Annotated in this window: 27 protein-coding genes and 2 pseudogenes; 15 read left to right on the top strand and 14 right to left on the bottom strand. The window is 67.2% G+C overall.

Annotation, left to right across the window (positions count from 1 at the left end; translation table 11 throughout):
• Both ACIQ7M_RS17090 and ACIQ7M_RS17095 read right to left on the bottom strand, forming a co-directional pair.
• Positions 1 to 275 (bottom strand): transposase family protein (locus tag ACIQ7M_RS17090; RefSeq protein ID WP_403644609.1); only part of this gene is annotated, 275 nt, incomplete at its 3' end.
• Positions 276 to 413: 138 nt separating this feature from the next.
• Positions 414 to 794 carry an STAS domain-containing protein gene (locus tag ACIQ7M_RS17095; RefSeq protein ID WP_403644612.1) on the bottom strand — a complete coding sequence of 127 codons (381 nt, stop codon included), beginning with the start codon at positions 792 to 794 and terminating at the stop codon, positions 414 to 416.
• 258 nt (positions 795 to 1,052) lie between these two features.
• Here ACIQ7M_RS17095 and ACIQ7M_RS17100 point away from each other — a divergent pair, with 258 nt between their 5' ends.
• From ACIQ7M_RS17100 to ACIQ7M_RS17115, 4 genes and pseudogenes are all read left to right on the top strand, one after another.
• Positions 1,053 to 1,514: a MarR family winged helix-turn-helix transcriptional regulator gene (locus tag ACIQ7M_RS17100; RefSeq protein ID WP_403644615.1), complete on the top strand. Its 462-nt coding sequence runs from the start codon at positions 1,053 to 1,055 to the stop codon at positions 1,512 to 1,514.
• A gap of 197 nt (positions 1,515 to 1,711) precedes the next feature.
• Positions 1,712 to 2,491, top strand: a complete 780-nt coding sequence (locus ACIQ7M_RS17105; protein WP_355774308.1) for an ATP-binding cassette domain-containing protein — start codon at positions 1,712 to 1,714, stop codon at positions 2,489 to 2,491.
• Positions 2,451 to 3,092 (top strand): annotated as a pseudogene (locus ACIQ7M_RS17110) (ABC transporter permease); the annotation flags it as partial. The gene ACIQ7M_RS17105 and the pseudogene ACIQ7M_RS17110, both read left to right, overlap by 41 nt.
• A gap of 12 nt (positions 3,093 to 3,104) precedes the next feature.
• On the top strand, positions 3,105 to 4,604 hold the full coding sequence (locus tag ACIQ7M_RS17115) for a recombinase family protein (protein WP_403644618.1): 1,500 nt from the start codon (positions 3,105 to 3,107) through the stop codon (positions 4,602 to 4,604).
• Positions 4,605 to 4,687: 83 nt separating this feature from the next.
• Here ACIQ7M_RS17115 and ACIQ7M_RS17120 read toward each other — a convergent pair whose 3' ends face one another.
• The 5 genes from ACIQ7M_RS17120 to ACIQ7M_RS17140 all read right to left on the bottom strand — a co-directional run bounded on the left by ACIQ7M_RS17120 (position 4,688) and on the right by ACIQ7M_RS17140 (position 8,911).
• Positions 4,688 to 5,221, bottom strand: coding sequence for a hypothetical protein (locus tag ACIQ7M_RS17120; RefSeq protein WP_403644621.1), 534 nt, complete (start codon positions 5,219 to 5,221; stop codon positions 4,688 to 4,690).
• A 183-nt stretch (positions 5,222 to 5,404) separates the two neighbouring features.
• Positions 5,405 to 6,769 carry a replication initiator gene (locus ACIQ7M_RS17125; protein WP_403645870.1) on the bottom strand — a complete coding sequence of 455 codons (1,365 nt, stop codon included), beginning with the start codon at positions 6,767 to 6,769 and terminating at the stop codon, positions 5,405 to 5,407.
• 296 nt (positions 6,770 to 7,065) lie between these two features.
• Positions 7,066 to 7,263 carry a hypothetical protein gene (locus ACIQ7M_RS17130; RefSeq protein WP_384794548.1) on the bottom strand — a complete coding sequence of 66 codons (198 nt, stop codon included), beginning with the start codon at positions 7,261 to 7,263 and terminating at the stop codon, positions 7,066 to 7,068.
• Positions 7,260 to 8,561 (bottom strand): FtsK/SpoIIIE domain-containing protein, encoded by a 1,302-nt coding sequence (locus tag ACIQ7M_RS17135; protein WP_403644624.1) that lies wholly within the window; start codon positions 8,559 to 8,561, stop codon positions 7,260 to 7,262. The genes ACIQ7M_RS17130 and ACIQ7M_RS17135 overlap by 4 nt, the downstream gene beginning before the upstream one ends.
• Positions 8,561 to 8,911: a hypothetical protein gene (locus tag ACIQ7M_RS17140; protein WP_403644627.1), complete on the bottom strand. Its 351-nt coding sequence runs from the start codon at positions 8,909 to 8,911 to the stop codon at positions 8,561 to 8,563. Before ACIQ7M_RS17140 ends, ACIQ7M_RS17135 begins: the two co-directional genes overlap by 1 nt.
• Before the next feature lie 162 nt (positions 8,912 to 9,073).
• On the opposite strand from ACIQ7M_RS17140, the gene ACIQ7M_RS17145 reads away from it, so the two are divergent.
• Together ACIQ7M_RS17145 and ACIQ7M_RS17150 are read left to right on the top strand one after the other, a co-directional pair.
• On the top strand, positions 9,074 to 9,829 hold the full coding sequence (locus tag ACIQ7M_RS17145; protein ID WP_403644630.1) for a GntR family transcriptional regulator: 756 nt from the start codon (positions 9,074 to 9,076) through the stop codon (positions 9,827 to 9,829).
• A 57-nt stretch (positions 9,830 to 9,886) separates the two neighbouring features.
• Positions 9,887 to 10,114, top strand: a complete 228-nt coding sequence (locus tag ACIQ7M_RS17150) for a hypothetical protein (RefSeq protein WP_403644633.1) — start codon at positions 9,887 to 9,889, stop codon at positions 10,112 to 10,114.
• 395 nt (positions 10,115 to 10,509) lie between these two features.
• On the opposite strand, the gene ACIQ7M_RS17155 is transcribed toward ACIQ7M_RS17150, so the two are convergent.
• Positions 10,510 to 10,806: a hypothetical protein gene (locus tag ACIQ7M_RS17155; protein ID WP_403644636.1), complete on the bottom strand. Its 297-nt coding sequence runs from the start codon at positions 10,804 to 10,806 to the stop codon at positions 10,510 to 10,512.
• 323 nt (positions 10,807 to 11,129) lie between these two features.
• Positions 11,130 to 11,669, bottom strand: a complete 540-nt coding sequence (locus ACIQ7M_RS17160) for an ATP-binding protein (protein ID WP_403644638.1) — start codon at positions 11,667 to 11,669, stop codon at positions 11,130 to 11,132.
• Positions 11,670 to 11,876: 207 nt separating this feature from the next.
• Between ACIQ7M_RS17160 and ACIQ7M_RS17165 the strand changes: the two genes are divergently transcribed.
• Complete coding sequence (locus tag ACIQ7M_RS17165; protein ID WP_403644641.1) at positions 11,877 to 13,250, top strand: sporulation protein; 1,374 nt, start codon at positions 11,877 to 11,879, stop codon at positions 13,248 to 13,250.
• Positions 13,251 to 13,256: 6 nt separating this feature from the next.
• On the opposite strand, the gene ACIQ7M_RS17170 is transcribed toward ACIQ7M_RS17165, so the two are convergent.
• Positions 13,257 to 14,174 (bottom strand): aminoglycoside phosphotransferase family protein, encoded by a 918-nt coding sequence (locus ACIQ7M_RS17170; protein ID WP_403644644.1) that lies wholly within the window; start codon positions 14,172 to 14,174, stop codon positions 13,257 to 13,259.
• A 679-nt stretch (positions 14,175 to 14,853) separates the two neighbouring features.
• Here ACIQ7M_RS17170 and ACIQ7M_RS17175 point away from each other — a divergent pair.
• A complete protein-coding gene (locus ACIQ7M_RS17175) occupies positions 14,854 to 15,285 on the top strand; it encodes a hypothetical protein (RefSeq protein WP_403644647.1) in 432 nt (143 codons plus the stop codon).
• 452 nt (positions 15,286 to 15,737) lie between these two features.
• Entirely contained in the window at positions 15,738 to 16,154 is a 417-nt protein-coding gene (locus ACIQ7M_RS17180) for a hypothetical protein (protein ID WP_403644650.1), read from the top strand.
• On the opposite strand, the gene ACIQ7M_RS17185 is transcribed toward ACIQ7M_RS17180, so the two are convergent.
• Positions 16,151 to 16,402, bottom strand: a complete 252-nt coding sequence (locus ACIQ7M_RS17185; RefSeq protein WP_403644653.1) for a hypothetical protein — start codon at positions 16,400 to 16,402, stop codon at positions 16,151 to 16,153. The two genes, ACIQ7M_RS17180 and ACIQ7M_RS17185, sit on opposite strands and share 4 nt — an antisense overlap.
• A 119-nt stretch (positions 16,403 to 16,521) precedes the next feature.
• Positions 16,522 to 17,595 (bottom strand): hypothetical protein, encoded by a 1,074-nt coding sequence (locus tag ACIQ7M_RS17190; protein WP_403644655.1) that lies wholly within the window; start codon positions 17,593 to 17,595, stop codon positions 16,522 to 16,524.
• A 738-nt stretch (positions 17,596 to 18,333) separates the two neighbouring features.
• Between ACIQ7M_RS17190 and ACIQ7M_RS17195 the strand changes: the two genes are divergently transcribed.
• The 6 genes and pseudogenes from ACIQ7M_RS17195 (at position 18,334) to ACIQ7M_RS17220 (ending at position 23,057) form a co-directional block, all read left to right on the top strand.
• Entirely contained in the window at positions 18,334 to 19,347 is a 1,014-nt protein-coding gene (locus ACIQ7M_RS17195; protein ID WP_403644658.1) for a polyprenyl synthetase family protein, read from the top strand.
• Positions 19,348 to 19,414: 67 nt separating this feature from the next.
• Positions 19,415 to 20,107, top strand: a complete 693-nt coding sequence (locus ACIQ7M_RS17200; RefSeq protein ID WP_403644661.1) for a hypothetical protein — start codon at positions 19,415 to 19,417, stop codon at positions 20,105 to 20,107.
• Positions 20,104 to 20,700, top strand: a complete 597-nt coding sequence (locus tag ACIQ7M_RS17205; protein WP_403644664.1) for a hypothetical protein — start codon at positions 20,104 to 20,106, stop codon at positions 20,698 to 20,700. The genes ACIQ7M_RS17200 and ACIQ7M_RS17205 overlap by 4 nt, the downstream gene beginning before the upstream one ends.
• Positions 20,701 to 20,711: 11 nt before the next feature.
• Positions 20,712 to 21,029 carry a hypothetical protein gene (locus tag ACIQ7M_RS17210; protein WP_403644668.1) on the top strand — a complete coding sequence of 106 codons (318 nt, stop codon included), beginning with the start codon at positions 20,712 to 20,714 and terminating at the stop codon, positions 21,027 to 21,029.
• Between the two features lie 628 nt (positions 21,030 to 21,657).
• Positions 21,658 to 21,894 (top strand): annotated as a pseudogene (locus tag ACIQ7M_RS17215) (ABC transporter permease); the annotation flags it as partial.
• A 554-nt stretch (positions 21,895 to 22,448) separates the two neighbouring features.
• Positions 22,449 to 23,057, top strand: coding sequence for a hypothetical protein (locus ACIQ7M_RS17220; protein WP_355774291.1), 609 nt, complete (start codon positions 22,449 to 22,451; stop codon positions 23,055 to 23,057).
• Positions 23,058 to 23,258: 201 nt separating this feature from the next.
• Here ACIQ7M_RS17220 and ACIQ7M_RS17225 read toward each other — a convergent pair whose 3' ends face one another.
• Together ACIQ7M_RS17225 and ACIQ7M_RS17230 are read right to left on the bottom strand one after the other, a co-directional pair.
• The gene (locus ACIQ7M_RS17225) at positions 23,259 to 23,483 is read right to left on the bottom strand and encodes a cold-shock protein (protein WP_386980771.1); all 225 of its coding nucleotides are present in this window, start codon (positions 23,481 to 23,483) and stop codon (positions 23,259 to 23,261) included.
• A gap of 59 nt (positions 23,484 to 23,542) precedes the next feature.
• Positions 23,543 to 25,042: an MFS transporter gene (locus ACIQ7M_RS17230; protein WP_403644672.1), complete on the bottom strand. Its 1,500-nt coding sequence runs from the start codon at positions 25,040 to 25,042 to the stop codon at positions 23,543 to 23,545.
• Positions 25,043 to 25,336 lie beyond the last annotated feature (294 nt).

Consider the following 25,336-nt stretch of genomic DNA (forward strand, 5'->3'; position numbering starts at 1 on the left):
AGCGCGAGGAGCGGCCGCAGCCGCTGGATGACCCTGCACACCGTGGCCGGCGAGACCCCGAACAGCGGCGCGAGCTGCCGCATGGTCAGGTTCGTCCGGTAGTAGACCGCCACCATCAGCACCCGATCGGCAAGCGGCAGACACCAAGGCCGCCCGATTCGCGGGCCATCGCCACCCCGCTCCCGCACCGCCTTCAGCAAACCCTCGAACTGCTTCATCCGCAGTCCCGTGAACGTCTCCACCCACAACGGCTCAACCCTCAACACCCCACGCATATAAGGAAAATGCCCAGATCACGGCATTGTGCAACGCGCTTTAGGGCCTGTCTGACAATTCGCGTCGTCGCCGGGCGGACGGGAATTGTCAAACAGGCGTTAGACCGTGTCCGCGAAGCCGCGCCCGCCGGACGCGGCCTAGTGCCGGGGAGCCGTTCCTTCGCCGATCTGGACCAGCGCGGCCTCCACGTCCTTCACCGACGGTATGGCGAGGCTGACGCCCGTGAGATCCAGAACGCGCTGGACGGCCGGGGCCGGGGACACGAGACGCAGGCCCCCTCCCGCGCGTCCGGCGGCGTCGTGCGCCTTGAGCAGGGCGTTGATGCCCGAGGAGTCCATGAACGGGACCGCGGACAGGTCGAGCAGCAGGTGTCGCCGGCCGCCGCGAATCTGGTCGGCCAGTCGGTTGTGCAGTTCGGGGGCTGTCTCGACGTCCAGTTCCCCGGCGACGGTGACCAGCGCGATGCCTTCGGCGTACACGGTCGCGTCGATGGACAAAGGAGCCTCTTCGGCCGGCACGGTTACCTCCAGTTGGAACTTCGACCCGTCGGGATCCACCCGGCGCTGGGGTACGCCGGCGAGCAGGGCAACGGTTACCCCCCGGATCGAGGTGCACACCTTGGGTTTCGCCCCGGGAGGTGAAATCGAGGCGCGCGCCCCGGGTTCCGCCGCGGCTGTCGGAGCCGCATCGACGCGCACCTCGGGTTTCGCCGCCGGGGCCGGCGTCTTGACTCTCCCTTTCCCGTATTGCCTCTGACACAGAGGTAATCTCGGAAGGTGAAGTCGGAGTCGGAGAGTTTCCCCGAGGTCCTGGCGGACGCCCTGGCCGGGCTCCAGCGGCTCATCAGGCGGCGGCTGCGCCGCGGCACGGCAGGACCGAGCCTGCGTGGTGCCGAGGTCGATCTGCTGCGGCTGGTCGTCGACCGGCCGGGTATCGGTGTGTCGGAGGCGGCCAAAGAGCTCTACCTGGCGGGCAATTCGGTCTCGACCCTGGTCAACAGGCTGGTCACGGACGGCTATCTGGTCCGCGAGACGGACCCGGCCGACCGGCGCGCCGCCCGGCTGCTGTCCACACCGGCGGCCGACGCCCGGCTGCGCGACTGGCGACAGCGGCGCGCGGTGCTCGTACGCGCGCAGGTGGAGCGTCTCGACGCGGCCGATCGTGCCGCGCTGGAGGCCGCCCTTCCGGCCCTGCGCAAACTGGCGGCGAACCTGCACGAGGAGGCCGAGGAGACATGAGACGGCACAGGAGCGGACGCGCGGAACCCGCGCGGCCGGTGAACCCGGAACCCCCTTGCGACGAGGTGGACGCGGTCGGCGACGAGGCGGAGGCGGCGCGAACGCCCTTCCCGTCCACCGCGGTCGGTGCCGAGCCCGTCGACGGACCGGCCCCGGACGCCGTGTCCTGTACCGGACTCGTCTACGCCTTCGGTGAGATGACCGCCGTCGACGGTCTCGACCTCGCCGTCCGTGACGGTGAGGTGTTCGGACTGCTCGGGCCCAACGGCGCCGGCAAGACGACGGCGCTCCGGTGCATCACCACCCTGCTGCCGGTCCCGGCCGGCAAGGTCCGAGTCTTCGGGCACGACGCCACCCGCGAACGCATGGCCGTACGACGCCTGTTGGGCTACGTGCCGCAGCAACTGTCCGCCGACTCCGGACTCACCGGCCGGGAGAACGTCTCCCTGTTCGCCCGCGTCTTCGACGTGTCCCGGCGCGAACGCGCGGCCCGTGTCGACCAGGCGCTCGACGCGGTCGGCCTCGCCGACGTGGCCGACCGGCTCGCCAAGACGTACTCCGGGGGCATGGTCCGCCGCCTCGAACTCGCCCAGGCACTGGTCAGCGCACCGCGCCTGCTGATCCTGGACGAGCCGACCATCGGCCTCGACCCGATCGCCCGTACCAGCGTGTGGGAGCACATCAACGCCGTACGGGCCGCCACCGGCATGACCGTCCTCGTGACGACCCACTACATGGACGAGGCCGACCAGTACTGCGACCGCGTCGCGCTGATGCACCGCGGACGGGTCCGCGCGCTCGGCACCCCGCGGCAGCTCAGGGCGGGCCTCGGCGAGCGCCGCGGGATCACCGGCGACGCCGAACCTCCCACGCTCGAAGACGTCTTCCGCGACGTCGCCGGCAGTGGACTCGACGACCGATCAGGAGACTTCAGCGATGTCCGAAGCACCCGCCGTACCGCTTCCCGCGTCGGCTGAGCGCGTCCGCCCCGGGAGCCTCGACCTGCTCGTGACCCCGCCGAGGGCCCGTACGGGCTGGCGCGTGCTGCCCGCCCGGGTCGCCGCGATGTGCGCGGTCGAGCTACAGAAGCTCCGCCACGACCGCACCGAGCTGTACACCCGGGCGATCCAGCCGGCCCTCTGGCTGCTGATCTTCGGCGAGACGTTCACCCGGATCCACGCGATCCCGACCGGCGGAATCCCCTACCTCGACTATCTGGCGCCCGGCATCATCGCCCAGTCCGCGATGTTCATCGCCATCTTCTACGGCATCATGATCATCTGGGAGCGGGACGCCGGAATCCTCACCAAGCTCCTCGTCACGCCCACGCCCCGCTCCGCGCTCATCACCGGCAAGGCGTTCGCCGCCGGGGTGAAGGCGCTGATCCAGGCCGTGGTGGTCGTCGTCATCGCCGCGCTGCTCGGGGTGGCGATGACCTGGAACCCGCTGCGGCTGTTCGGCGTGGCCGTGGCCGTCGTGCTCGGTTCGGCGTTCTTCTCCTGCCTGTCGATGACGATCGCGGGCATCGTGCTCACCCGGGACCGGTTGATGGGCATCGGGCAGGCGATTGTCTGCCCATAAGCTATTTCCATGGACGCAGACGAGCAGCAGACAGACCGTCAGCCGCTGGCAGACCGCCGCCTCTCCCGATTGTCCTTACCCCGCCAGGGCCGCCGAAGTGCTGCCGATTGGAGCGGAGAGAGGGCTGCGATCTACTGCCGCATTTCGCAGGCGAATGACGACGACCAGACGGGTGTTGACCGTCAGGAGCGGATCTGCCGAGACACCGCCGAGCGTCTGAACCTTACGGTGCCGAACCCTCTGGTGTTCGTGGACAACAACCGGTCCGCGTGGAAGCGCAACCGCAAGCGACCGGGGTGGGACGCGCTGCTTGAGGCTGTGAGCAACGGCCAGGTGAGACATATCCTCGCCTACCATCCGGACCGCCTCATGCGGCAACCCCATGATCTCGAACAGCTCTTGCAGCTTGCCGACCAGCACAACATCACGCTGCACGGCCAGGCCAACCGACGCGATCTCGCCGACCCTGACGACCGGTTTTTCCTCCGCATCGAGGTGGCACACGCCTGCCGATCCAGTGATGACACCTCACGGCGATTGAAGGACGCCACGGTTGACCGAGCCCGGGATGGCCAGCCACACGGGGGCAAGCGCCGCTACGGCTACGACGCCTCCGGAACGGTGATCAACATGGCGGAGGCGGCCATCGTCCGGGAAGTCTTCACTCGCTACCTCGACGGCGAGAGCCCGACCGCTCTGGCTCGTGACCTCAACGAACGCAACGAACGAACGGCCCTCGGCCGCGAGTGGAACGCCGACACTGTCCGAGCGCTACTGGACAGTCACCACGTAGCAGGCATCCGGGTCTTTCGAGGCGAGGAAGTCGGCCGCGGCCAGTGGCCCGCGATCATCAACCAAGGCCTTTGGCAGGAGGTGCGCGACCGGCGTACGTACCGGGCACAGGCCGGCCCGAGCCGCCAGAACGAGGACCACCGCTTCTACCTGCTCCGCGGCATCGTGATGTGCAAGCGATGCGGCGTGCGCATGGCCGGGTCCATGGGCACGTACCTGTGCGGACGCAGCCAGCGCGCGGACAGCAAGTTCTGCGGGCGCAGCGTCTCCGCGTCCACGTTGGAGGCGTTCGTGACCGATGCGGCAGTCGACTGGTTGGAGCGGCTGGACGTGGCCGGCAGCACCGAACCGCCGGCTCTGTCAGCAGTGGATCAGGCGGCGATCGAGGCTGACGAAGAGGAACTCGCCGAGCTGAAGGACATGTGGGAATCCGGGGAGCTGAAGACGCGCGAGTACCGTGCGATGCGCAAGACGGTCGAGGACCGGGTCGCTCGGATTCGTCGCAAGCTGGTGGTCCGACCGACTGTCGAGGTACTTGAGGGGCTGGTAGGCCCCAACGCGTCGAGCAGTTGGAAGGAACTGAAGGACGGGAAGCAGTACGAGCGGATGAACGCCGTTCTCCGCTTCCTGTTCGGCGCAGTCATCATCGACGCCTCGTCGACACGGGGCCGGAGCTTCGACTTCGGCCGCGTGGACATTGAGCCGAACGAGCTCTAGCGAAGTGAAGCGGAGGGTCTCGCCGTGGACCCCTTCCGCAGTTCCGCTGGAGTAGCTCGCGGGCCGGTCTGGGCTGGTGAACGTCACTTCAGCCATCTTCGCCAGCCGTTGCGAGCGTGCGTTATGAATGCGCGTCGGCGTTTCGGTGGCAGGACGGCAAGCGCGGTCGATGGGATCCCCAGCGCGTCCAGTCGGGACAGAAGTTCTACCTCTTGTTCGTGCGTGACGGCCATCCACAGGGACGTTCCCGTGTCGCTGGCACTGAATACTTCTTGGTTCTCCCGCCAGCCTTCCGCATGGATCGTGTAGGGCGCCAGGTCCGACAGCACCTCGAACTGCCCATCGTCGCGGACGTCGATGTCGATCCCCATCCCAGGGTCCCAACGCCGGGAGCGAGTGCCGCCCGCCACCTCCTGGCGAGCCAGGGACAAGGCACGTTCGTACGAGTGCAGCACCTCAGGTGGCCAGGCATCACTGCTGTAGGCATCCAGGTGGGCCGCGTCGATGTTGGAGCGCAGCACGCGAAGCGCCTCACGGTGAACGAGCACGACTTCCGCAGGGCTCAAGCCGTCCGTGAGTACAAGTTCGCGACTGGGGCCGTTGTCCTGGTTGATCACACGCAAGACCTTCTCACACGCGGTCCGTTTCACTTCTCTAGGTCCCGTTCCCTGGAGCCTCGGACGAAGGTTGCAGAAGCCGGGCCAGGCGCCGCGCCCCAGCAGGGCTGATTCTGATCGGGAACTTGGCGCACACCCGCTCCAGATGCCGAGCACGATCCGCCTCACGATCACGCCGTACCGTCAGAGGATCACGTCCTTCCGGCTAGAGGCGATCTCTTCTCGGGCGATCTCGCGGTTCTTGGCGATGTCGTCGGTGATTCCGGCGGCCAGGAGTGCGGCGCCGAGAGTGTGGCCGGAGCCGACGTAGCGCCAGTGCCGCTCGGTGATCGTGCCGGGGATGTTGGCGTGGCCTGAGTGATAGGCGCGTTCGGCGCGTAGTGCTGCGTAGGTGGTGGAGTAGGCGCGGGATTTGGTGAGGATGTGGCCGCGGTAGCCGAGGGTGTGCGCCCAGGCCCGGAGGCGGAGGGGTTCGAATTCGGGGAGGCCGCCCAGGCTCCAGCAGGTGCCCATCAGTCTGCGAACGTGGTCGGTCACGGGTGCGGAGGCAATGTCGCCTTCGGCTGTAAGCGGGTAGTCGGTGCCGGCGCCGGTGTCGCTCGCGCCTTTGGTGACGTACTTGGCGACGTACGCGGCAACCGCGTCATCATCAGGGCTGTCACTGATTGCCAGCAGTGGGCGAGCGTCGATTTGGGCGCCCCAGCGCAGCGTCACCTCACCCACTGCGGGACTGTGGGCCGTACGGACCTTGACCCGGCAGGCAGATGCCTGCACCGCATTGATGAGCCGTTCCGTAGTACCCCAGGTGGGAGGTGCGTCGGCCGAACCGTTCGGGCCGTCGAGGCGGACGACGGCGTGTACGTGGACGGCGGCACGCTTCTGGTATTCGGCGACACGGGCGAAGGACAGTCGAGCGTGCCGGGCGAAGTGCGACTGTACGAGGCCAATCGAAGCGGCGAGGCGACGACGGACGTCGATGACGAATCGGTCCCACAGCTTGGAGGCGTGCGCGTGCCACAGCACGTGGGTTGTGTAGTCGTAGCAGTCGAGGCACAGGGGTTGGCCGACGACCGGCGCATCCGAGGCGTGCACCGTTCCGCAGCCGATGAGGCGTCCGTGCTCACAGGTTCCGCCATCGCGACGGGGACGGCACTGCGCGCCAGCGCGGTGGACGGGGCCGAAGGACGGAGCGGTGAGCGTGACGAAGAGCCGGGGACGGTGGCGGACCGATTCGGGGACGTTCTTGCCGCCGAGAAGGCCGGCGCGGACCAGGTGGAAGGTGTCTCCGGCGTGAAGGCGGGAGCAGGCCGGGCAGACGGTGGCGCGTCGGTTGCGGCAGCGGACGAGGAGGCGTTCGCCGGGTTCGTCGCGGGTGTCGTAGTGGTGAAGGATCTCGCCGGTCGCACCGTCCAGGGTGGTGGTGGAGCCGGAGAGGTGGACGGGGTGGGCGCAGCCGCCGGTTGCCGTTACTTGCTCCAGCCAGCGGGGGAACTGCGGGTCTTGGGCGATGCGGATGGCGTCGCGGTCTGCTTCGGGGAGCTGACGCAGGCGCGCCGCGCGGTCGAGAGCGGCGCGCCTGTCAGCCGGTGTGAGTTGCGGGGTGATGGTGGTGGCCTTCCGGGGTGGGCCGCTGAGGCGGCACGGGTGGTTGGTGGCGCGCTGTCGGTCATGGGGATCGCTCCTTTGCGTGGTCGGGGTGAGGTTGGCTGGGTCAGCGGATGGTTCCGGTGCCCCGGCAGACGCGGCAGCGTCGTTTCCGTCCGGTCCAGGTCTTGCGGGCTCCGTCGCCCTTGCAGTGCGGGCACCTCACGCGAGGCATAGGCATAGCCGTGCGTCCTTCCTGGTCAGAAGTGGGCGAAGCCGGTGAGGATCCAGGTCATGAAGCCGTTGATGGTGAGGCTCACGGGGGTCTGGCCGAGGTACATGCCGAACAGGGCGATGCAGGCCGCTTCCCAGATCCGTACGTCGCGGGAGCGGACGAGGAGGAAGGTGATGACCCCGAAGAGCAACACCAGGGACACGGCCGTACCGGCGCTGATCACTTGTCGTCTCCTTCCAGGACCGCGAGCGCTCCGCCGAGGCCGGGCAGGTCGGGTGTCATAGCGGCGTACTTGCGCGTGATGGACACGGCCTCCTCGGTAGGCGTGAGGTGGGACCGGGCGCGGCTCCAGCCGCCGTCGGGCCCGGTGCACACGGCCACGCCCCGTTCCTGTGCGCTGATCGACTGGGCGACGGCCACGGCGTCTTTGTTCAGGTCGCCCAGGGTCATTTCGGCTGTGCCGGGGTCGTTGACGCGGTGGCAGATACGGCCGCCGAGTTGAGCTCGCAGGGCGGTGACGCCGGGGCCGAGATCGGAGCCGACGCGTTGGCCGGCGACGACCAGGTGGATGCCGAGCGCGGCCCCGAGCTGTGCGAGGCGGAGCAGGAGCGTGGAGCACTGCTCCGCCTCGGCCTTGCCGTCGCGGGTGCCGTCGGAGAGGTACAGTTCCGCGATCTCGTCGACGATCACCACCACGGGTATGGGACGCAGCTTCTCCGGGAGCTCCCAGATCGAGCGGGCGCCGGCTGTCCGGCACGCGCTCATCCGGTCCTGCATGTCGACCACCAGGGCCGAGAGCACGGCGACGGCCTCACGTCGGCAGGTGGCCAGTGCGCTCAGCCGTCCGGCGAACAGGCCCAGTTCCATGCCGCCCTTGCAGTCGATGCCGACCAGGGCGACCCGCTGGGTGGCGAGTTGGGTGATCAACCGGGCCAGCAGCGTGGACTTGCCCGACCGGGTGGCGCCGACGATCAGCCAGTGCGGCACCACGCGCAGGTTCATCACCCAGGCTCCGCCGCTCTCCAGGACGCCGATGAGCGCGGAGAGGAGTTCGGCCGGAGCCGTGGCTAAGCCGGGCCGCTCCAGCGGATCGCTGGCCGTCGCGGTCAGCAGCACCAGGCCCCGCTCCGGTGAGGTGACCCGTACGGCGTGGACCTTCCAGGCGTGCACCAGCGCGTCCGCCGCCTTCATGTACGTCGCGGGGGTCTGCCCCGCGTGCAGGCGCACGGCCACGGTCAGGCCGAGGCGGTTCGCCCTGGGGAAGGAGCGCCGCGGGGTGAGCGGCCGTAGTGGATCACCTTTGACGACCAGGTCCCCGAGAAGCCCGCGCGGCGGACGGTGGGAGACAGCGAGGTCGTTGAGCAGGGCGACCTTGCGCCAGGTCAGCAGCACCCGGCACGTGGTGGCCGGGTAGCCGATCAGGTACCAGTGCCAGGCCGGGCGGTGCCGGCGCACCAGGTCACCGACGACGAGCAGCCAGGCCAGGACGGCGAGCGCGAGGGCGAGCAGGATCGGCCCCATTACGCGTCACCGCCCTTCGCGTGTGCCACCGGACTGCCGGGCACGGGGGTGATCGCGTCGGCCCGGAAGCTGACGCCGTGCCGGTCTCCCATCGACCACATGAACGCGGTCAGTCCGGTGACCTTGACGATCTGTCCTTCGTCGATGCCTTTGGGTTGGCCGGTTACGGCGATCTCGATGACGGAGATCCGTCGTCCGTCCTGCCGCACGGTGACGGCGACGGTCCAGACCGGGTTGCCGTCCCGGTCCCTCTTCACCTCCTGTGTCTCGAAGTTGCTGATCTTCGCTTCCGGTGCGATGGCGCACCGCAGTACGCCCAGTCGTGCCGTGTCCACGGGAATGGACTGCATTGCATGGCCTCCTTGGCCAGTCGGAACGCTCTACATATTCAGACGTCACTTGTCCTTACGAGTTACGACTATGCGGCTCTGTACGGCGAGGGTGCAACTACTTATGCTGACGAGTGATGTCGCGCGTGCGACGTGTCTACGACCTCACCCGGAGATGCCGAGATGACGGAGATCCAGCGCCCCGGAGCCCTGTACCAGCAGGTCGCCGCCGCGATCCGCGAAGCAATCCTGGCCGGTGAGTACGAACCCGGAGGCCCGCTCCCCTCCGAGGCCCAGCTCATGGAGCGTTACAAGGTCTCGCGTCCCACCGTCCGCAACGCCGTCGCCGCCCTGCGCGCGGAAGGCCTCGTCGACGTCCATCACGGCAAGGGCAGCTTCGTACGCTCCGCCGGCGGTCCCGCGGTCGCGATCTCCCGCCACATCGGCAGGACACCGGCCGGGCATTTCCGGCTGTACGGCGTCGCCGTGTGGCAGCAGGCCGAGGAACCGCACACCTACCGCACCCACACCACCGAGGCCACGGCCCAACTGCTGGGACTCCAGGTGGGAGAAGCCCTGTTCGGCTGCGACCAACTGCTCGCCGACCCGGACACCGGCGCCCGCGCGATGCTCCGGACACTGATCCCTTTCGCCACCGTCGAAGCCGTATCCGATCTCGGTAAGAGGCCGGACGCCGCCCCCGCCGCCATCTACAGCATGCTGACGGCGGCCGGACACGAGCTGTGGTGGTCGGAGTCGGTACGGGCCCGCCTGCCGCTGCCCGACGAGCGCACCACGCTGCGCCTGCCCGACGCGACCCCGGTCCTGCACGTCTCCCGCGTCACCTGCGGCACCGACGACCAGGCCCTGATCCTCGAAGAACTCCACATCGGAGCAGCCCGCACCGAACTCACCTACCGGATCGACGCCGGCGAGTAGCCCGCACGACGCGCCCGCACAGGAGCACCTGCGCACCCCGTGACGCATGCTCAGGACATGAGCGCATTCAGCAGCGATCTGGACCTTGAGGTCTACGACGTGCCGGGTAACGGGGTGCAGGTCGACGTGGCAACCAACGCCCTGGACGGCACAGTTCGGCTGGCCGTGCTGTTCACCCAAGAGATCTACCTGTCGGCCGATGACGCCGAGCGAGTCGCCCAATCGCTGCTGCGCGCCGCAGCACACGCCCGCTGCTTCGAGCCGAAGACCGACCCAGAACCATAGATCGGTCGAAACAGTCTTCACTTCCTCAAGGGCGCGCCTGCGGCGCGCCGGGCAGCCCGGCCGCCCCGGCCGGGCGTGCGGCGTGGCCGCCGGTCCCGTCCGGTCGCCCGACTGCCCGCACCACAGCACACCCAAGGAGTCGAGGCGTCGACCCACCGCCGTAGGTCGGGGCCCGCGGGGCTGGGGGTCGCCGGCCACCGAGACTTTAGACAGCTCCCATGGGGCGAGCCTCGAAGAACAGGGGGCCGATCGGGCTATTGCGGGCAGCTCCAAGGACTGCCCGATCCGCTGGCGAGCGTAAGGCCCCCTGTTCACTCGCCCCATGGCAGCTACCGCCCAAAGTCTCTGCGTCCGACGACGTGCCCACGCGCACCACTCACCAGCCAAAGGACGCCTCACGATGCAGCGCCGTCGCCGCCCGAGATGCCCTCCAGGAGACCGGAGAGCCGTTCCACCGCATCGAGTCGACCCGCCATCCGCACGACGCCCCGCCCGCTCTCGTCCGTCGAGGCAACGACCCGCACCTGCGACAGCTCGAACCCCGCCCCGAGCAGCGCACGGTTGAATCGGTCCGCAGCATCACGCGCTGCGCGCCAGCCCGCGATGTAGTCGACGCCGGACACCCACAGACCGCAGTCCGCGCCCTCGAAGTCGAGACCGTCGCTCAGCCAGTCCTCATCCGAGCCAGTCACCTTGCCCACCTCTGCCCTGATCTAGTAACGGATCGTCAACTCTCTTTCCTTCAGGGCAGATGCGCAGCGCAGCGGCCCCGGTACCATCAGGCACCGGGGACCGCTGCGTCCCCTCCCGGACCACCCCGGTTGCTTCCCGGCGCGGGGGTGGTCCGGTCTCGGTATGAGGTTGTGAAGCGCGGCCCCTCCCGGGAGGGGAGCTCCCGGCTCGTTCGAGGGGCCGCGCCCCGTATGGCCGAAGCGGGTCAGGCTCCGGCCAGCGTCCGGACCGCCGTCAACTCCCGATCGCGTGGGAGTGGGGCAGGCGTGCGGTCCGGAGATCCCTATGTCGCGCTGTCGAGGTCGAAGCGGACCCACACGGTCTTGCCTCCCGGGCCCTTTGGCGACCACCACACCGCGTCGGCCAGTCGCTGAATGATCAGCAGCCCCCGCCCCTGGTCGGGCAGCAACGCCTCGGAAAAGTCACCCACCAGTTCCGGTGAGACGAACTCGCGCGCTGGAAGGTCGGGCGGAGTGGAGTCCTCATCGGCGACGCCGATGAACAGCCACCCGGGCCATGCCTTCACGAGCACGTCGATCCGCCGCGCGGCACCGGGCTGGGTCAGGCAGTCGTCCGGCACCGCGTGGTGCACGACATTGCCGACCAGCTCCGAGACGACGAGTCGTGCGTCGTCGGCCATGTGGTCGAGTCCCCAGTCCTGGAGGCAGGCGCCTACCATGTCGCGAGCGGCGCACGCGGTGCCGGCGGACTCGTCGAAGAGCGTCAACGCCCGGAAATGCCCCTCTGAGGGGTCTTGCACCGCTTCCCGCAGCGAGACCGCATGCGGGGTGTTCGCTCTGCGTTTGCTCTGTCGAGCATCCATTGCGTCCCCTGCCGACTGCCGACGAGTCCTGTAGCCCGTCGCTCCGTGCAGAACAGTGAACGGCGCGGGCCGCGGAACCGGGAGCGTTCACCGGGGGGTTCACGTGAACACCGGCAAATGCAAAGGGGGTTCACCGATGAACCCCCCAATGTCATAGCCCTGTGCCACGATGAATGTTCGCTGTCATTCTCGGGTTGGCAGGAGAGCATGAGCCGAGAACCGAACACACAGTTGATCGCGGTCATGACCGAAGCGAACGTTTCCAACAAGGGACTCGCCAAGCGGATGCAGGACGCCGCGGCCCGGTGCGGAACGAGTCTCGGGACGACGCACGTCGCCGTGCAGCGTTGGCGAGACGGCGCGGGCATCCAGCCCCAGACGGCGGCCATCATGGCGGACGTTCTCAGTTCCAAGCTGAATCGCCGCATCACACTGGCCGACATCGGATTCTTCCGCCAGCTCCAGCAGCCGACACCGCAGCCGATCGGCTACCCGGGCACCGTGTCCGACGTGCTGTCCATGCTCGACGGACTCGCCGACGAGCGCGTTGAAGCCGTCACCCCCGGCCACCTGGCGGTCGCGGACACGGATCTCAACTCAGCCGTCCTGTCGTGGATGATCGCGCGCCCCGACGGCGTCGAGGCCGACAGGCTCGTCCACCAGCGCATCGGCATGCGTGACGTGCGGGCCATCCGAGACGCGGCCAGCATGTTCATGCAGCTCGATTTCAAGTACGGCGGAGGCCACGGCCACCGGGCACTGCGCCACTACTTCCGCCAGGAAGTACTTCCGCTCCTGGGGGCCAGCTACAGCGAGAAGGTCGGCACCGCGTTATTCGGCGCCGCTGCCGAGGTATCGCAGCTCCTCGCATGGACCGCGTACGACACCGGAAATCAGCGCCTCGCCTACCGCTACCTGACGTCGACACTGCGCCTGTCACAGGTCATCGACGACCGCATGTTCGGCGCCCGCATCCTCGGTAACCTCAGCCACCAGGCCAACTATCTCGGCAACCACGCCCAGGCCATACAACTTGCTCGCGCCGCCGTCGAAGGCGCCAAGGGTCGGGCCACCCCACGAGCCATGGCGAACTACTCAGCCATGGAAGCCCGCGCCCTGGCCAACGGAGGAGACCCGATCGGCGCCGGCCGGGCGATGAACGAAGCCGAACGCCGCTTCGAGCACGCCGACACCGCCGACGACCCCGCGTGGCTCGACTACTTCGACTCCGCGGAACTCATGGGCGAACTCTGCCACTGCTTTCGCGACCTCAAGATGCGCCGCGAATCCGTTGGGGCTGCGCAACGCGCGGTCGATGAAACCGACCCGAAGTACGCCCGCACCCTGGGGTTCTGCCGCATGGTGCTCGCTCAAAGCCACCTGCTGAACGGTGAACTGGAAGCCGCGGTCACGACAGCCAGTCTGGCCGTGGACGGCGGAGACACCCTCCAGTCCTCCCGCTTCCAGCGCTACGTGACCGACTTCCAAGCCGAAGTGAGCATCCACGCGGCGAACCCGATCGTGGCCGCCTTCAACGACCAGGTTCACGACGCGCTCGCCCGCTTGGACGACGACGAGTAGCCGCCTCTACCAGGGACGCCAGTCCCGAGGCCCGTCGTCATTGCGTAGCCCAGCGATACGCCGGCGATACTCAGCCGCCGTCCGCTCGTCCTCCTGCACGTTCTGCATCAGCCACGTCGTCATGCCGAACTCCTGCAACCCGCGCAGCGTTTCGTACCCGTGCCACTCGTACAGGTCCCGCCCGTAGGCCCTGACGAAGTCGGCGTACTGTTCGTCGGTCTGCCACCCAAGGCTGTGGTGCTCGACGGCGGTGACCATCAGGTCCCACTCAGGATGATCGAAGCAGAAGGCCTCGAAGTCGATCAGGATCACGCGCCCTTGATCGTCCACCATGAGGTTCTGAACGTGAGCATCACCGTGCACCGGCCCCTTGGGCGTCTCGAACCGCAGCTCCTCGAACTTGTCCCGCAGCTCCCGCCACCGCTTCCGCAGGAAGACCTTGTCATCCCCTGGAATCACGGCTCGATCGAGCCGCAACTCCTGCTTGTCAAAGGGATCGAACGGGGGCAGCTCTACGCCAGCCGGCAACGTTAAGGAGTGGAGCTCCCTCAGGATCGCACCCAGCTCCCCGTACGTTGCCTTGCGATCCCCCTCCTCGATCAGATGCCAGAACGTCACAGGGTGCCCGCCAACCACGAGCGGCTGCTCCAGATCCTCAACGACCCGCGCAGCCGGAAACCCTTCCGCCGTCAGCCACCGCGCCACAGCCACCTCGTTGCGCGACTTCGGCAACCACTCTTCTCCCCGGGCCACCCGCACGATCACCGGCACAGAAGCCAGCCGGAACAACGCGTTCTCTCCGAGACGGATCAACTCCGCGTCTCTGACGTCGAGTCCCGCAGCCTGGCAAGCAGCAACCATCACCCCCGTTGCACCCGCTGACGTGAAGCCTTCTTCCGATTCCTGAGCAGCGTCAGCCGCCATGCCCGAACCAGCTCCCCTTAGTTGCGCACGATCAACCAGCGCACGCCAACAGGTGACCAACCCGCGTGCACCAGACACAACTCTGACCGTACCCAGCCATGGGCGATCGAGGCGAGGTGTTCCACCAGGGCAACGATGTCCCCGCTCTGTGTATGCCTCAAGACAACGGCGTACCGCTCAGACCCAACGCTGTCACCAGCTATGACAACCCGAACACAACCTCTATCGCTCGTCCGTGCATCGTGTGCCTCGTCGCGACCTCCGGCACGGCGGCGTCGATGGCCGGGCCCGTCTCCCACGCTCGGCCGGGTCCGCGGTCGGCGGGGGTCTTCACCTCCAGCTCGGCGCGGAGCTGGGGGACGAGCATGAAGCGCGGGGTGTGGTACTTCGGGGCGACCTTGCCGCCGCGGGTGCGGCAGGTGCTTCCGGCGGGCCTACCGCGATGGGCTTTGTGTGAAAGCTGTTTTGCGAGAGGTTGTGAGAACGACGGTCAGGGGCAAACCGGACACGGTCCGGTGGGGGTCCGTGGTCTCCCAGAACTACTCATTTCCGCGAGCACGAAGAGTGACACACCCTTCACTAAAAGTCGCCCCAAGGTCGGGTAGCGGGTAGGTTGCCGGTAGACCAGAAACGATCATGAAGGGACTTCGACGTGGGAAGCATGCCTACCAGCAGTTTCATGATTTACGAAGGTATGCATTATTCGAGCTCTGTCACAGCGCGCTTCGCCGACGACTACATCGTCATCGACTCCTCCGCAGGAGTCAGCGCCGGCGACGCCACCAAGCCCAGCAAGGGCGCCACCACAGACATGATTCTCAAGGGAGCCCCGGCCCTGCACGTCAAGGCCATCAGCGGCCAGCAGCACGGGGAGGACTGGACCGCACTTCTTCAGGTCGCCTCGGCAACCCACGAGGGCATGTGGATCGACTCATCCGACGGATGGGTCAAGGTCAAGAGCAGCGAGCCCGGCTGGGTGCGCTTCGTCGACATGGGCGACCACTACGAGCTGTGGCAGGGCAAGAACAAGGACCGCCCCCTGATCAACTCCGACGGCAGGCTGCGATTCGCCGCCGGCATGACACCGGGCCGCTTCAACATCAAGGTCTGACAGCAGCCAGGCAGGACGAGCCGCCGGCGCACTGTACGGCGCGCCGGTCAGGCGGGCGCAGAACGTTTTCTCCCACTTGCCTCGCGCCGCGACAAGCATCTTCTCGACCCGGGTGCGGCCCGGCGGCTCGATCTTCCGCGCGCGGCGCTCCACCAGCAGGGCCTCGCCCAGGAGCGGTCCAGCTTCATCAGTAGCGCGAAACAAATCCAGCGCATCATCGACCGCCTGAGCCTCCAGATTGCGCACCACCGCCCTCAGCAGCGCCATCCTGCGAGGCTCCGGCGCCCGTTCGATCGTCTGCGCCTTGCTCAGCTCGGAACTAGACACCGGGCAGGTGGCTCAGTTCGCGCCGCATCGGCGTGTTGTACATATCCAATGCTGGTGTGCGGGACGCTGGCGCGAAGACCAAACCGTCCGGTCTCACGGCCGGTGGACGAGCTGAAGGGATGCCCGTGGCCGACCTGATGGTGACCTTCTACAGCAGCCCCGGCTACACGGGGCTTTCCAAGCAGCTGGACTACGAAGACACCGACCGTGACCGGGTCTACTCGCTGAAGGCCCTCGGTCTCCCCTGCGTGGGTTCCATCAAGCTGCCCGACCCCGTCCCTGTGGATGAGGGGAGCGAGGGGAAGGAGGCCCGCCTCGTCCGAATCTTTCAGTACCGGCCGGCCAGCGCATACGTGGGCGAAGGGCAAAACGACTACAAGGACATCGAGGACTCCACGCCAGATCTGGGCGAGGTGTGGTCCAACGGCCCGTACTTCTACGTCGGGTACAGGGCCATCGACCTGTGGACGCCGACGTGGGTCTCTAACGCCCACTCGAGCTTCCTCGGCGACTCCCTCCCGGCCGCCGAGGTGATCGACTAGCCGCCCGCCACGAGGTCGAGGTCACGGCCGTGCGCGTCGGGGTAGGTGTAGCAGGTCAGCTTCGCCGGCTGCACCGGCGCAAGCCTGCGCAGGCGCTCCCCGTCCCCTTCGACGCGGTAGCGCCTCCCCCACGCCTGCTCGCACTCGTAGGCGCGCAGCGGATCGGGGTTGACCCGGTGCGGAAACGCGATCGGGATGAGCAGGTCCTGCGGCACATCGAGCTCCAGTTGCTGGGCAGTTCGGTCCACGGCCGACCCGTTGCCGACGAGTGATCGGCGCAGGGCCGACGCCGGCACGAGCCACCGATCACCAGCTGCCTACCCGGCCACCGCGCCCATGGCACATCGAGGGGGCCGGGCCCCTCGGGTCAGCCGGTGCTGTTGATGCCCAGCCGCAGGCCCTTCGTTCCCAGTCCCGTCGGACCGTAGGGGATGCGGAGGTTCCCGGCTGACTGCGCTCCAGCGCTTTGGGTATCCGTGGCGCTCGGGTCGGGGTGGTACCTGGGTGAGATTTCTTCCCAGGTTTTCGTGGCGTCGGCGCAGATTTTGAAATCCTCGTATGCCTCCACACACGTGGGGTCTTCTTCGGTTGCCAGCAGTTCTCCCAGGGAAGCGATCAGGTGGGCGTAGTTGTCATCGATCATGACGGTCAGCTCATCGTGGCTGAGCTCGTGTGCTGCGAGCGCGTTCCATTCGCGGGAGTCCGACTCCTTGCGTAGTGAATATCGGTCGTTGACCAGTACCGTGTCGAGTTCCAGCCAGTACATGTAGTTGTGGAGTTTCAAGGCGCCGAATTTTTCGGACGGCAGCCCGTACAGGCACCATCGGATGTAGTGCACGTGGAAGATGCCCATGGTCACCCTTTTCACCCTGCTGTAGAGCAGCTCGGTGTGTTTGATCTTGCCTTGCAGCAGGCTTCCGGCGAGAAACTCCCGGAACACGTCCGTGAATCCTTCGTGGGCGCTCGGGATCGCGCTCCTGATGTATTCGGCGAATGCGTGCACGACCGGGTCTGCCCTGGTGTCGTCGAGCAGCCGCACCAGGTCGAGTCGGTGACGGTAGTCGTCGACGTAGAAGGTCACCAGCATGGCGTGGTTCAGCGTGGCCAGCGTGTTGAAGTCCCGCACTTTCGGAAAGGACATGACGGTCAGGTGCGTCTGGTCCTGCAGGTGTTTCAGGTTGAGGTGCCGGGTGACGGGGAACGTGCGGCAGTACCGGTCGAAAAATGTTTCCAGGAATTCATGGTCTTCCCGAGCGGTATAGCGCAGTGCGTCGCTGCTGGCCGGAGAAGTAATTTTGCCAACCATCCTGCTGGCGTTCCAGAAGGTTGTCATCCATTGGTGGTGCGACGTCAGGTCGTGGCCGGGTGTTCCGGTCGCTTCTGCCGTAGCGAAACGCGGGGTTTCGGCTTCGTGGAGAACGTTTTCGGCTTCGAGCTTCATCCTGTTTGGGTCTTTCTCGTTTGGAAAACACGGTGATGATCACGCCCACGGCGTATGCCGGCTGGCAGCGGGCGAGAGGCTGGCGGTGCACCGCGCGAACAGCGCTGACGCGCAGGGTGTAGCCCTGGCCGCGCCGTACGAACACACCTTGGTCGAGGACGACACGCTCTGCGGTGCGGAGGAAATCGGCGACCTTGCCCGGCATATCGCCAGTGCACCCAACACCGCTTATAAATGTGTAACTACAGTGCCGCGGCGAGCCCCCACGCTCCCCATGGACGCTTTGAGTAATCGTAGCGCTACTTCTAGCGACGTCTCGTGGGGTGGGCTCCAGTGTCCGACGATGACACCAGCCGCAAAGTAGCGGGGTGATCACGTACTCGCCGTCGTGGCGGCCTGCTCGTCGCGTTCACGCAGCATCCGCATGACGGTGGCGGCCGAGGGGCGCCGGCCCTTCCTCGAGCCCGTGGTGATGACGAGCCGCTTGGCGATGTCGCGCGGGCTCGCGGCCTGACCCCCACGGAGCGAGAGGGTGCACGAGCAGCGCTGATATGACTATTGGGCGCTACGATCATGCGCCTTCCCTCAGCGCAGACCAAGGATCGAGTCTATTGGTCATGGGTCCCCAGCTGGTGGCCGAAGCCTGCATGAACGAGAGGGTGGAACACCCTGAGTACATCGCCTCTGCAGACTCCCCCATCCCTGGAAAGCGACTACGTCCGTGCCACCATCGATGCGGTGCTCTTCGAGTTCCTCGACTTGCAGGAAGCCAGGAGCCGGGGTGTTCCGGAACTGGCCGTTTTCACCGGGCAGTTGCGCGCGACTCTCCGGGCCGGTGGCAAACGGGTGCGTCCGCTCTTGTGCGTAAGGGGGTGGCAGGCAATTCACGACGAGGATCCGCCGCTGGCCTTATGGCGTGCGGCCGCCTCACTTGAGATGTTTCATGCATCCGCCCTCATCCACGATGACATCATGGACTGTTCCCGTATGAGAAGGGGACAGCCGACCGCGCACCGGGCTCTCGCCGCTGCACATCCCAGCCACCCCAACTGCGACTCCCTCGGTGGCAATTCGGCGCTCCTGCTTGGGGATCTCGCCCTCGCTTGGTCGTACGACCTGCTGTACGCTCCGCCCGCCTCCATGCCCGATCAACTTGCCCTGACCTGGCCCGTGCTCAACGCCATGCGTATCGACACCATGATCGGCCAATACCTCGACCTGGCTGCTTCTGGCCGGCCCACTGGCGATGTGAGCAGCGCCTTGCGGATCATCCGCTACAAAACCGCGAAGTACACCGTCGAACACCCCTTGCGTCTCGGTGCCTGCCTGGGCCATGCGACGCGCGAGCAGCTGCTCGGACTGGTCGCGTACGCCCTGCCCCTCGGTGAAGCCTTTCAGCTGCGCGACGACCTCTTGGGTGTCTTCGGCAACCCCGACGAGACTGGGAAGCCTGCTCTGGACGATCTGCGCCAGGGCAAGCACACCGTCCTGGTGGCCCTCGCACTCCAGCGCGCTACGCGGCCCCAAGCACGCCGTCTGGGCTTGCTCTTGGGCGATCCGGACCTGGATGTCCAGGGAGCGGACGAGATCCGGAACATTCTCACCGCCAGCGGGGCGCGAGCTGGTGTTGAAGACCTGATCTACATCCGGTACGCGCAGGCCGTGTCCGCGCTGGACTCTCGCCTGCTGCGCCCTCGCGCCCGCGACGCTCTCCGCAGCATCGCCGCCGACGTCGTCACGCGCAGCGCGTGACCAATCCACACCTGTCCCAGAGTGCAAGAGCTCTGAGGACACGGGCGCCACTAAGGAGGGGATACCGATGTTCTCGGCAATCCTGATTATGGGCGGCAACCTCTGGTACCTGACCTACATCCTCATCATCCGGGCCAGTGCCCGAGACCGGACGCTCGGTATGCCACTGGTCGCCGTGGCCATCAATCTCTGCTGGGAGTTCACCTTCACCTTCATCGAGCCGTATCCGCTCGGTTTCAAGTGGAGCATCATTATCTGGTTCTGCCTTGACCTGGTGATCGTCTATCAGACTCTGCGCTATGGCCCAGCGCAGTTCCCGCGGCTCTCACAACGCGCGTTCTACGCGATCTTCGGCCTGACCGTCTGTCTGGCGCTCCCTTTGGTGTTGGCCGTCAACCACGCCTTCAACGACGCCTGGGGACTGCACTCCGCGTACTTCGACAACCTGGCCTTCAGCGCGATGTTCATCGCAATGCTCTACTCACGAGGATCCAGCAAGGGACAATCGGTGGGCATCGCCGCCTCCAAGTTGCTGGGAACCGCGCTGATGTCACTGGCCTTTGCCCTCCACCCGGACGTCCTCCCGCACTCACCGCTGCTGTGGATCCTCTGGGGCTCGTGCCTGGTGCTGGACACCGTCTACTTGGTGGCCCTGAGCCGAGTGTGCGCAGCTGAGCGTCGTGCGGCGGGAGCCGAGAAGGTCTGGTGGTGGGCACGGATTGGCCAGAGCGTGCCGAGCGTTCAAGGCCAGACGTCGTGACGACGGCATTGCCTGTGCGGTTGCGGGTGGCGCGGCTAGTGACGGAGGCCAGCGCCCCGACGGTCAGTCTCCTCGTGGTGATGGCTTTCGTCGGCTGGAACGCCACACCTGACACCTCATCGGGAGTGATGTGGGGCGTGCTGGCAGCCGGGATCGCAGCGGCGGGTCCCCAGGCGTACATCCTGCATGGAATTCGGTGGGGCCGGATCAGCGATCGTCATGTGAGACTTCGCCGCCAACGACGGGGGCCTTTGGTTGCCGGCCTCGCTTCTGTGGCCACCAGCTGCTTCCTTCTTGCCGCCACGCACGCTCCCCGCGCCCTGCTCGCCCTGCTCATCGCCAGCTTCGTCGGCCTCATAGTGAGCCTGCTCGTCACCCATTGGTGGAAGGTGAGTCTGCACACTGCGGTGGCCGGCGGGGCGATCGCGATCCTTGTCCTGGTCTTCGGCGCCCGCGCGCTGACAGCCATCGTGGCGCTTCCCTTGATCGGATGGTCACGTGTCGCACTCGGCGACCACACGCTCGCCCAGGTAGTCGGAGGCACCGGCATCGGCGGCCTGACCGCCGTCACTGTTTTCGCCTTGCTGCGGTGACACAGCCAAGTGTGGCGGATAACGCCATCGGTATATGTGGCGCTCCGACGCCCGCAGCTTGCCTGGACGCCAAGATCGGTGAGCGGCATGCCGTCGGGACAGCCGTGCCCAGGCATACAGGTGGCTTCCACTTCTTCGCGGAGAGCGGCGGGTCCCATCAGTTCCCGCCTGTGGAGATCGTCAAGATCGATCGGAGCTTTCCGCACCACCGGATAGAGATCACCACGACCAGCACAGCATGGAAGACGATCCTGGTGGAGCCGCAGAACTGGAACATTAAGGCGTGGGGCCTTCTCAAGGACCGGGAAACCTACAAGGCAGACCAGTAAGACCCACCACAGGAGCAGCTTCTGACAGGGAGCTCGGTCGCACGCATTCACACACCGCCGAACGCCGCGAGCCCCCTTCCCAGTCAGGGAAGGGGGCTCGCGGCTACGCAGTCACGTACAGGCCGATACGGCCCTCAGACCCACTCCACCTCGGAAACGATGTGCAGCGAAGCCTCAGGGCCCGGCAGTGGCGTCCGGAGGGGTGCTGGCGGCGCCGCCGGGAGCGGGGCCGAGGCGCCGACCGCAGATAGTGCCGCCGCCACCTCGTCCTCGCTCGCTCCCGCCAGCGCCCCCATCACCCGATCGATTGGCCCGCTCACGTCAGTGAGAGTGACCGCTCGATGCCGGCGTCGGACCCGCGTTCTTGACCGTCAGCGGCAGCAGCTTCTTGCCGGTCGGGCCGATTTGTATGGCCGTGTCCATCTGCGGTCAGATGGTGCAGTCGAAGATAGAGCTCTTGGCGACATTTAAGAGAGTCGCGGTCCGCTCACGCGCTGGTTCCGGTTGGCAGGCCCAGGCCACGTTCGTGATCCCATTGGGCACAGGCTGGTGCGCCCTTGAGGTGAATCGGACGCTCCGGCAGCCGTGCGTCAGTTGACAGTAAATACCTTGTGAACCGGCATTGACCCAGGCCATCACCATGCCGCTGTTCTTCGGCTCCAACGCCCTCTACCCGGTGGCCGTCATGCCGGGCTGGCTCCAGGCCGTCAGCCTGGTCAACCCGCTCAGCTACCAAGTCGACGCCCTGCGGGGCCTGTTGCTCGGCACACCCGCGCATCTGCCCCTCGACTACGCCGTACTGACCGTGGCGGCGGCCCTCGGCGTCCTGTCGGCGTCGTCACTGCTGGGGCGACTGGCCAGGTGAGACGGCGATCCGGGCTCCCGCCCGGGCGGGAGCCGGCCGAGGCCGTCAGCAACGGCCGGGTGAGGTGGATCCCAAGCTGCCATCGGGATCGGTCGATGCGGCAACGCCACTGGCGCAGTCACCATGTCGCAGGCATCCGTGTCTTCCGAGGGGAAGCAGTCGGCCAGGGTCGGTTGCCCTCGATCATCAACGAGCGTCTCTGGCAGGAGGTACGCGACCTGGTTTCCGCTGCGCTCCTCGAGATGCACGATGAATGGATCGCCCGACCTCGCCGCCACTTCCCCGAAGGGGATATAGGTGATATCTGCCGCAAACTCTCTTCTAGTTCCTCCGTGCTACCCGACGCGCCCCAATGCAACCGCCGGTCGATCCCCAACACGATGACGAGGGCCACTCCCTGGCGGATACGTGTTCCGGACCGAGTGGCACTCGCTTCGGTATCCTCCCGTGCAGGTCGCCGGGGGCCATTTACCCAAGGATTGCTGGGCAGTTGACCTCGGGGTTTCGTGGTAGCGTCCTTGTTCGGAGGGACAGTGCAACCGGAAAGGGAAATCGTGAACACGGAGAAGATTGCCGCTCGCCGCCTCTCGCTGGAAGAGGTGACGAAGCTCGGCGTGAAGGACAGGCTCTTCATTTCCGCCGATACGGCAGAACTCAAGCTTCCCGACTGCTATGTCCCTGCTTTTCTGACCAAGTCCGGTGAGCATTTCGAGGGCGGCTCGATCACGGCGAGAACCGTTTTCCAGGAAGAGGTCTCCTTCCTTCCCGACGACGAGAATGAAGCCGGAATCTACTTGGCCGACGAGAACGGCTCGGTGACCATCGAGGTCCTCCAGTCCGCCGGTGTCGTGCTGGACCTGGCGCTTTTCGTCCCTGGTGGGGACAAGGGGGCCCTCACGGCCCTTTACGCCGCGGCCCGGCAGGCGTTCGGCGCCGACATCGTGCAGATCTGGCGCCAGGGCCTCAAGGAGGTTCCCGACGTGAAGGTCGACATCTTCGAGGAGCAGATTCCCCGGGGGCGCAAGGGGAGCGACAGCCCCAAGCGTGACCGTCGCGCGATCGACACGTACCCCACCCGTGCGGACTTCATCGAGTTCTCCGCGGGGTGGAAGCCGGTCGTTGAGATTCACAGGCCGATCGTCGACAACACTCCGACCATCTGAGGCGACGTCACCTCTCGGTCTCGGCCCGAGAGAACGCCGAGAACGCATGTGCCGAACCCGCAGGGCTTCGGCGCAGTCGGCGGCCGTCCGTTTCGTGCCCCCCACGGTGAAGGGAGTGCGAGCGGACGGTTCCTGCCTCATGTCCATGCGCCTCGGTGGCCTGCGGCTCCGCGTTGACCGAGCCCGGGACAGGAGCGGGCGTCAGGCAGGCCGAGGGGTGATGCTCACGGCTCGGTAGTCGTATCCGTCCTGCTTGAAGCCGGGGGCCTCCCACTTGAGGTCCACCTCTTGGCCCGGTGACAGTGTGCGGAAGCCGGGCGCCCGGATGTCGGAGTAGTGGCCGAAACAACCGCCGGGAGTCTCGGGGGAGTCGAGCACGCCCCACCCCTCCTCGTCGCTCCACTCACGCACCGTCGCCGTCACCATGGGCGGCACCCTACGGGCTTCCGCCGCCTCGGCGAAGTGGTTTTCGAGCGCGCACGCCGTCACTGGCTCTCGACCGGGACGGTGAGTGCGTGCGAGGCCGCGGCCGCTCCGTAGGCACCCGGCCCGACCCGGCGTCGGCGGGCACGAACGGCCAGGACCGACAGGAGCAGGCCCACCCCGGACGCGATCGCGAGCAGCACGCACGCGCTGGACAGGCCCGCCGCCAGCGCGTCCGCCGCCCCGTCGCCCTCCGACCGCCGAGACGCTCCCACCGTCGCGTTGACCGTCGCCACGGCCGCCGTGAACGCCGCCGCACCGATGTAGCGCGCCATGTTCGAAATACCCGATGCGGCACCGACATCGTCGGCGGACACCGACGAAGTGGACGCCGAACTCGCCGGACCGTTGACGAGTCCCAGACCCGCGGCCAGGAGCACGAGAGGCAGGACGAAGGCCGCGTACCGCCAGTCGCCCTTGACGAAGGCCAGCAGCACACAACCGGCCGTCGCCGCCGCGAAGCCGGCGGCGATCACGGGTCCGATGCCCAGCCGCTGGACCATCCGGGGGACGAGCGGCGTGACCGCGATCAGACCCACCGTCGCGGGCAGCGTGGCCAGGCCCGCCTCGAAGGGGCTCAGCGCGAGCGTGGCGGGGTTCTGGAAGTAGAGACTGACCAGGTACATCAGACCGTTGATCACACCCGCGCTCAGCAGGATCCCGACCGTCGCCCCGATCAGTACGCGATCCTTCAGCAGCCGCAGGTCGACCAGCGGTGCTTCGACCCGCCGCTCCACCGCGACGAACGCCACGCACGACACCAATGCCAGCGCGAAGCATCCCAGCACCGCTGCCGACGTCCATCCCCAGGCGGCCCCCTCGCTGAGGGCGAGCAGCGCCGGGGCGAGTACACCGGCGATCAGCACGGTTCCGGCGAAGTCGATCGAGCGGCCGCGATCCGGATCGCGGGACTCGGCGACACCCTTCAGGGTGACCGGTACGCAGGCGAGCGCGATCGCCGCGTCGATCCAGAACAGGCCCTGCCATCCCGTGCCGTCCACCAGCAGGCCGCCGAGCAACGGCCCGGCCGCGGCTCCCACCGCCGACGCGCCACCCCACAGCGTCACCGCCCGCACCTGTCCCTCGCCCGAGGTGGACACGGACAACAGGCTCATTCCGCAGGCCAGGATCGTGGCCCCCGCCGCCCCCTGGATCGCCCGGCCCGCGATCACCCCGCCTCCGCTGTCGGACAGCGCGATGAGCACACAGGAGGCGATGAACAGCGCCAAGCCGCCGAGAAAGACCAGGCGCCGCCCGAACACGTCGCCGAGGGCCCCCGAGGTGACGATCACTGCGGCTCCCACCAGTGAATACCCGGTGACGGCCCACTGAAGGACATCCAGCGACGTTCCGGTGTCCGCGCTGATCGCCGGAAGCAGGATGCTCACCGCCGAGGTGTTCGCGTTGACCACCAGCGTCGAGACGCACGTCGCGATCAGCACAGCGGTCGGCGCCGACGGGCGTGCGCCTCCGGGTCCCGCGTCGTGTGCCTGGACATCCACACTCGGCAGGTTCACACGCGCCGTGTCACCCCGCAGCCCGGCGGCGCGAGCCCGGCCACCGGCCGCGCGGTGTACTGCACGGTGCCGGCGCGGGGGTCTGGCTCCGCATCAGTTCCTCAAGTCGTACCCCGGCGCGGTCCGTTGCTCGGTCCACCCGCGTACCCGCCCTTCGACCACGGCGTACCGGCCGTGGCCGCGGGCCTCGGTGTCCTGTCCGCGTCGTCGCCGTCTCACCCGGCCGGTCGGGTGAGACGGCGATCCGGGGCCGTCGTTGATCGATTGGTGAGGCGGGGC

Source organism: Streptomyces sp. NPDC096324 (assembly GCF_044763015.1).
Lineage (GTDB): Bacteria > Actinomycetota > Actinomycetes > Streptomycetales > Streptomycetaceae > Streptomyces.

Coding starts and splice junctions, on each gene's coding strand:
- ACIQ7M_RS17105 (WP_355774308.1), top strand. CDS start 1,712: ATGACCGCCGTCGACGGTCTCGACCTCGCCGTCCGTGACGGTGAGGTG.
- ACIQ7M_RS17115 (WP_403644618.1), top strand. CDS start 3,105: ATGGACGCAGACGAGCAGCAGACAGACCGTCAGCCGCTGGCAGACCGC.
- ACIQ7M_RS17135 (WP_403644624.1), bottom strand. CDS start 8,561: ATGGGGCCGATCCTGCTCGCCCTCGCGCTCGCCGTCCTGGCCTGGCTG.
- ACIQ7M_RS17140 (WP_403644627.1), bottom strand. CDS start 8,911: ATGCAGTCCATTCCCGTGGACACGGCACGACTGGGCGTACTGCGGTGC.
- ACIQ7M_RS17145 (WP_403644630.1), top strand. CDS start 9,074: ATGACGGAGATCCAGCGCCCCGGAGCCCTGTACCAGCAGGTCGCCGCC.
- ACIQ7M_RS17150 (WP_403644633.1), top strand. CDS start 9,887: ATGAGCGCATTCAGCAGCGATCTGGACCTTGAGGTCTACGACGTGCCG.
- ACIQ7M_RS17160 (WP_403644638.1), bottom strand. CDS start 11,669: ATGGATGCTCGACAGAGCAAACGCAGAGCGAACACCCCGCATGCGGTC.
- ACIQ7M_RS17165 (WP_403644641.1), top strand. CDS start 11,877: ATGAGCCGAGAACCGAACACACAGTTGATCGCGGTCATGACCGAAGCG.
- ACIQ7M_RS17170 (WP_403644644.1), bottom strand. CDS start 14,174: ATGGCGGCTGACGCTGCTCAGGAATCGGAAGAAGGCTTCACGTCAGCG.
- ACIQ7M_RS17175 (WP_403644647.1), top strand. CDS start 14,854: ATGATTTACGAAGGTATGCATTATTCGAGCTCTGTCACAGCGCGCTTC.
- ACIQ7M_RS17190 (WP_403644655.1), bottom strand. CDS start 17,595: ATGAAGCTCGAAGCCGAAAACGTTCTCCACGAAGCCGAAACCCCGCGT.
- ACIQ7M_RS17200 (WP_403644661.1), top strand. CDS start 19,415: ATGTTCTCGGCAATCCTGATTATGGGCGGCAACCTCTGGTACCTGACC.
- ACIQ7M_RS17225 (WP_386980771.1), bottom strand. CDS start 23,483: ATGGTGACGGCGACGGTGCGTGAGTGGAGCGACGAGGAGGGGTGGGGC.